Here is a 5441-nt window from a genome sequence, read left to right as displayed (position 1 = left end):
CAAGGCAGCGGCACCTACTTCTACCCTTGGTCGAGAATGCCCGCTCGGTCCCCCGTCACGGTCGGCAACGGACACCACGCGGCCACCGGCGGCAAACGAGCGACCGTTACCTTGCTTTCTTGCAACTACTCAGCCCCCTGAAGCGATAAGCGACAATTCTCGGCAATGCAAACCCCATCAAGTCTGAGTCATTTAAGCCATGCCGAAAAGGATGCGCTGATTTTGATGTTGCAGGAGCAGATCAAGGCATTGCAAGAAGCGGTCAAGCAATTGCAGTCGCGACGCAACATGAATAGTCGCAACTCCAGCAAGCCACCATCAAGCGACGGCTTGAACAAACCCGCACCGAAGTCATTGCGGGTTGCCGGTGAGAACCCAACAGGCGGACAAAAAGGTCACCCTGGACGAACCTTGAGCCAAGCCACTCAGCCCGACAAGATTGTTGTCCACAACGTACCAGACCAGTGCCAAGCATGCCACCGGGAATTGCCCTTTGCCTATGTGAGCGAAACACGTCAGGTCTTTGATCTGCCCGTACTGAAATTTTAGGTTACCGAGCATCACGCCATGCAAGCCATCTGTAGGTGCGGGCATGTGCATACAGCAGAGTTCCCCGCCGGTGTGCGCGCGACTGTGCAATACGACCCACGCGCACAGTCGGCCATGGTGCACCTCAATCAAAACCATGCCGTGTCAGTACAGCGCACGGCGGCGCTCATGAAAGACCTCTTTGGCCTGAGCGTCAGCAGTCAGGCCACGGTCATCAAGGCAGCCGTAGCAAGTGCAGCAAGACGGTCATAGAAAGCTCGGTGTATGACCTTGTCGATCCTGAGACTCTGAAGTTTCGCCAGCCGCCTGAAATAGTTGGTTTTCTGACTGCTGCGTTGAGCAAAGATGACTTCTCAGACTTTGAGTTCGACGGGGTCGGCTGGGACAAGTAGCAGTTAGTGTTTGATGCCGACGGAATTTCTTCGGCAGCAGTCGGGCTTCCCCTGTCGCTATTCGCTCTCTCGGGCTCTAATTGGCGGCGGCTCAGGTTTCTGCCAAGGACCGCTCCGTGACGTCAAGAAACGAGCAAGGTTCAAATCAGCTGACCCCAAATTTGCCGTCGAATATGAAAACTTGGCGGCCCTGAACGGCATCTTTGTGTGATCAACATTGGGCTGCTGACTGGCCGCTATGGGCACTTATGCATAGTTCCCATTTATGAATAGCTGCCAGTCCAGCGAAGTAGTTGTCAGTCATAACTGATGGCGGTGGCGGCCCACTTGGCTCTACATAATCTCGGCGGCCGTTTCATTTCCCAAGAACACGATTTGAGCACCGTCGGCGCCACCCCGCCGATTGCAAGGTCAAATTAGTTTCTCTGTCTTATTGGGCAGAGTAACGGACATCAGATACCCCGCTGCTCATGAGGTCTTCAGTTCCGAGATTTCTGCGACATTGGGGAGAGCAAACTTATGCAGAGTTTGCTGCCGGATCACCGGTGGCGGACCCAAGGCCCATGCGGCTTGAGAACGCACTGGCGAGTGAACTATTCATAACTGGGTACTCTGCATAAGTGCCCTTATGTAGAGCTCTACATAAGGGCACTAAGCTGGCAGCAATGAATGACTGCTGATGGGTCGGCAAAACTTTGAAATTGAACTTCCACAAAGCTGCCGGTGGTGACCGACTGGATACGCTGCAATGCGGTCGCCGATGGAAGCACCATTGACCATCAGCTTCAATCACGATGGAGCCGGTGGCGACTGACTGGTTTGTGGCACCCAAAAAAGCAACAATTCCGTTCCTTTGAAAGCCGACAAAAAAATCAGGCGTCCACCCAATCGCATTCGCAGGTGAAGTGGCGCAGGTATTGCGGCTGTTTGGTAATGCGTACGCCCCGGATGCTGGCGGCCTTTTGCTTGACCTCGTCAATCACCTCGGCGGCATAGTCGAAGTGCGACTGGGTGTACATGCGACGCGGGAAGGCCAGCCGCACCAGTTCCATGCTGTGATAGGTCTCGCTGCCGTCCGTCAGGCGCTTGCCGAACATGACTGAGCCGATCTCCACCCCACGGATGCCGCCTTCCAGGTAGAGCGCATTGCACAGCGCCCAGGCCGGGTAATGCGCCACCGGCATGTTGGGCAGCACCGTTTTGGCATCGATGTAAACCGCGTGGCCGCCGGTAGGCTTGACGAATCCCACACCAGCCGCTTCGAGCCGCTCGCCCAGGTATTCGGCGGTGCGCAGCCGGTAGCGCAGGTAGTCTTCTTGCATGCCCTCCTCCAGCCCCACTGCCAGCGCCTCCAGGTCGCGACCGGCCAGCCCGCCGTAGGTCGGAAAGCCCTCGGTCATGATCAGCACATTACGCACCGCGTCCATCCACTCGTCACTGCGCAAGACGATGAAACCGCCAATGTTCACCATGCCGTCTTTCTTGGCGCTCATGGTGGCTCCGTCGGCATACGAGAACATCTCATTCACGATGTCGCGAATCGGCGTGTTCTCGTAGCCCGGTTCACGCATCTTGATGAACATGGCGTTTTCCGAGAAACGGCAAACGTCCATGATGAAGGGTTTGCCATGCTGCTTGAGCAGTGCTGCGTAAGCCCGGATGTTGGCCATGGACACCGGCTGGCCACCCCCGGTGTTGTTGGTCACGGTAATCATGCCAAACGGGATGCGCTCAGCCTGCGTCTTGAGCAGCGCCTCCACCCGCTCCAAATCGATGTTGCCCTTGAATGGATAGATCAACGCGGGCTGCAGGCCTTCCGGGATGACCAGATCGAGCGCCTCGACCCCGAGGTATTCCAGGTTGGCGCGGGTGGTGTCAAAGTGGCTGTTGTTGGGCACCAGATCGCCCTTTTTGCAGACGGCGGTGAACAGCACCTTTTCGGCGGCGCGCCCCTGATGGGTTGAGACGAAATGCGTCATGCCGGTGATGCTCTGAATCACCGCCTCCAGCCGGTAGAAACTGCGCGCTCCGGCGTAGCTCTCGTCGCCTTCCATGATAGCGCCCCACTGCCGGGACGACATGGCGCCGGTGCCGGAATCGGTCAACCAGTCAATCAATACATCGTCGGCGCGCAGTTTGAAGACATTGAGTTTGGCGGCCTCCAGCAATTGCTCGCGCTCAGGCCGGGTGGTCATCCGGATGGGCTCAACGCTCTTGATGCGAAAGGGTTCAATCAGGGTTTTTGGCATGGTCGTATAGGGGAAAGTTGTGAGCTGGGTGCACAAACTTATCACCGCTGAAATCACCGTGGTGTCGGGTATTGCCAACACATCGAAAAAATGGGAGTGGCAGGCCAGGGCGTCCGGCGATGGCGAAGGCCGCAACGGCGTCTGGCTGGCCGACCTGAGCGGCCAGCAGTCTGTCGGGCTTGGGATGGCAAGAGCGAAAATCGACCCCGGCAAGGGCCGTTTTTGCCGGATTTTCAGGCCCATAGCCCACTATGGGACAAAAAGAAGGTAAAAATAGGACCCCTGCGGCTGATTCGCAGCCGACGCCTCCCAAGCTCGACAGGCTGGTAGGCGGCGTTTGGCATGAAAATGGCCGTTAGCGCTTGATGCGCCTGCGTGAACAGCTATTGATTGAATAGTGAATTTAACTTTTGGAGCCTACCCATGAAAACTGCCCACGACCTTGTTGCCGCCGCCAAAACCCGCGTGCAGGAAGTCGCCATTCACCATGCCGAGCAAGCCATCCGCGATGCCGATGTGCTGCTGGACGTGCGCGAAGCCGACGAATACGCCGCTGGCCACCTGCCCGGCGCGGTACACATCTCGCGCGGCATGCTGGAGTTCAAGCTCAGCGGCACCCCGGCCTTGCAGCCGCGCGACCTCAGGGTCGTGCTGTACTGCAAGACCAGCGGCCGCGGTGCCCTGTCTGCCGTCGCCCTGCAGGAAATGGGCTACCTGAACGTGCAATCCATCGCTGGCGGCTACGACGCCTGGGCTGCCGACGGCAAGCCGGTGGTCATGCCCGCGGCACCGTCGTTCGAGTAAGCCTCACTCCGGCGCACGGCCGTCGTATTAGCGTCGCGTATTAGGGGGTCGGCCCGTATCAGGGATCAGATTCTGCTGACCGATTTTTAAGCGGCCAGGACGTGCGCTTCAGACCTGCCACGGACGCTCTCAGGCGTCGCCCAGCCCGATAGGGGCCGGCGCCTTCGTCACAATGCGTGTAAAGAGACGGTCATAGGCCGGATCAGACGGGTACTTGCCCGTCAGCGGGTCGCAGTTTTTCTCGAACGCAGCGTCCAGTTCCTTCCAGTCGGCATCGGTCAGCAGCTTTTCGGCTTCGGGCAGGATCACGGTTTCCTCCAGCCGCATATGCTCCAGGTAGAAGTCCACGTAGCGCTTGCTCTGTTCCACGAAGGCAGGCTTGCGCGGCTCGCCCAGCAGTTCCCAAGCCAGCAGCAGGTGCTGCAGTTCACGCACGGCCTTCTCACCGTTCACGTGGTCATGCTCCAGCCGCGCCACCGCATCCATAACCATTGGCGCAGCTCGCACCACACGGGGAAACAGCAGGTCTGACTCCTTGGGGTGGTGCAGGCGTTCGGGGAATTCATCGATGTAGAACAGCATGGCACGCAGCACGTCGAAGAACTGCTGCGGGTTGTCTGCGGGACCACGCTCCACCATCATGAGCATGGACCGCAACATGGCGGCCAGTGACGAATGCTCGTCACGGATGATTTGCAGGCTGGTGTGTTTGATAGCGGTCTCCAAAAAAATTATCGTGACAACATGCGCCCAGGCATGCCCGCCTCGGGTCACCCGGATTATGACAAAAGTCAAGTCTTCAGCAGGTAGCCCCCGCCGCCTGCCGACCGAAGCCGAATGGGACTGCGCAGCGATGAAGCCGTCCGGCTTGACGCAGGGAGGTCTGGGACTGGGCGGTCAGCGCGTTCGAGCCTTTTCCCGGCCTCGCGCCACAACTGCACGCCGGGTTGATTCAGTGCGTCGGCTTCAACGCGCGCTGCGCCACGATGGCCACCGCCACCCAGAACACGAGCCTGAGCGCAAGCGCCCCCACGGTGCGCAACTCATAGGCCCGGCCGCCCATGACATGAAGGCCAAAGGCTACGGCCACGAGGGCCGTAGCCAGCGCCAGCAGGCTGGCTGCTGGGGGGCCCAGCGTCGGCCTTGCCAGAGCCCGTAACCCGTCAGCACATAGGCAAAGCCAGCAGATAAGTTGAACCACAGCACAAAGCCTACGGCGTTGCCGACGCTGGTGCGCGCTTCAACGCCGCCAAACAGCGCGCGGCCATCGCTGAAAACAGTGAGTGCGCCAAAGACGATGGCCACGACGGCCAGAACTTTGAGGAGCCGGTGGGGGTTCATCCGAGATGCTTTCAAGAGTGTGGTGGGTAGAGGTCCGTCATGCGCCGCCGCGCCGGGCCGCCCCAAGCAAGGCGGGCCCCTTTGGGGGGCAGCGCAGTACACGCAG

The 5441-nt window shown here is 59.2% G+C and carries 8 protein-coding genes; 4 read left to right on the top strand and 4 right to left on the bottom strand.

From position 1 onward, the window contains the following. Positions 1-165 precede the first annotated feature (165 nt). Together B3F77_RS14705 and B3F77_RS14700 are read left to right on the top strand one after the other, a co-directional pair. Positions 166-549, top strand: a complete 384-nt coding sequence (locus tag B3F77_RS14705; RefSeq protein ID WP_293605677.1) for a DUF6444 domain-containing protein — start codon at positions 166-168, stop codon at positions 547-549. A gap of 18 nt (positions 550-567) precedes the next feature. Next, positions 568-801, top strand: coding sequence for a hypothetical protein (locus B3F77_RS14700; protein WP_293605676.1), 234 nt, complete (start codon positions 568-570; stop codon positions 799-801). A 1012-nt stretch (positions 802-1813) separates the two neighbouring features. Here the strand turns inward: B3F77_RS14700 and B3F77_RS14695 are convergent. After that, positions 1814-3190, bottom strand: a complete 1377-nt coding sequence (locus B3F77_RS14695) for a tryptophanase (RefSeq protein WP_293605675.1) — start codon at positions 3188-3190, stop codon at positions 1814-1816. 28 nt (positions 3191-3218) lie between these two features. Here B3F77_RS14695 and B3F77_RS14690 point away from each other — a divergent pair, with 28 nt between their 5' ends. Beyond that, positions 3219-3461 carry a hypothetical protein gene (locus B3F77_RS14690; protein WP_293605674.1) on the top strand — a complete coding sequence of 81 codons (243 nt, stop codon included), beginning with the start codon at positions 3219-3221 and terminating at the stop codon, positions 3459-3461. Between the two features lie 152 nt (positions 3462-3613). Then, positions 3614-3994, top strand: a complete 381-nt coding sequence (locus B3F77_RS14685) for a rhodanese-like domain-containing protein (RefSeq protein WP_293605673.1) — start codon at positions 3614-3616, stop codon at positions 3992-3994. A 129-nt stretch (positions 3995-4123) separates the two neighbouring features. Here the strand turns inward: B3F77_RS14685 and B3F77_RS14680 are convergent, their stop codons facing one another. The 3 genes from B3F77_RS14680 to B3F77_RS14670 form a co-directional block, all read right to left on the bottom strand. Further along, positions 4124-4708: a hemerythrin domain-containing protein gene (locus B3F77_RS14680; RefSeq protein ID WP_293605678.1), complete on the bottom strand. Its 585-nt coding sequence runs from the start codon at positions 4706-4708 to the stop codon at positions 4124-4126. A 238-nt stretch (positions 4709-4946) separates the two neighbouring features. Continuing rightward, positions 4947-5084 carry a hypothetical protein gene (locus B3F77_RS14675; RefSeq protein ID WP_293605672.1) on the bottom strand — a complete coding sequence of 46 codons (138 nt, stop codon included), beginning with the start codon at positions 5082-5084 and terminating at the stop codon, positions 4947-4949. After that, positions 5075-5335: a hypothetical protein gene (locus tag B3F77_RS14670; RefSeq protein WP_293605671.1), complete on the bottom strand. Its 261-nt coding sequence runs from the start codon at positions 5333-5335 to the stop codon at positions 5075-5077. Before B3F77_RS14670 ends, B3F77_RS14675 begins: the two co-directional genes overlap by 10 nt. Positions 5336-5441 lie beyond the last annotated feature (106 nt).

The organism is Polaromonas sp. UBA4122, from assembly GCA_002381615.1.
Classification (GTDB): domain Bacteria; phylum Pseudomonadota; class Gammaproteobacteria; order Burkholderiales; family Burkholderiaceae_C; genus Polaromonas.
This window is presented reverse-complemented; position numbering and strand designations above follow the sequence as displayed.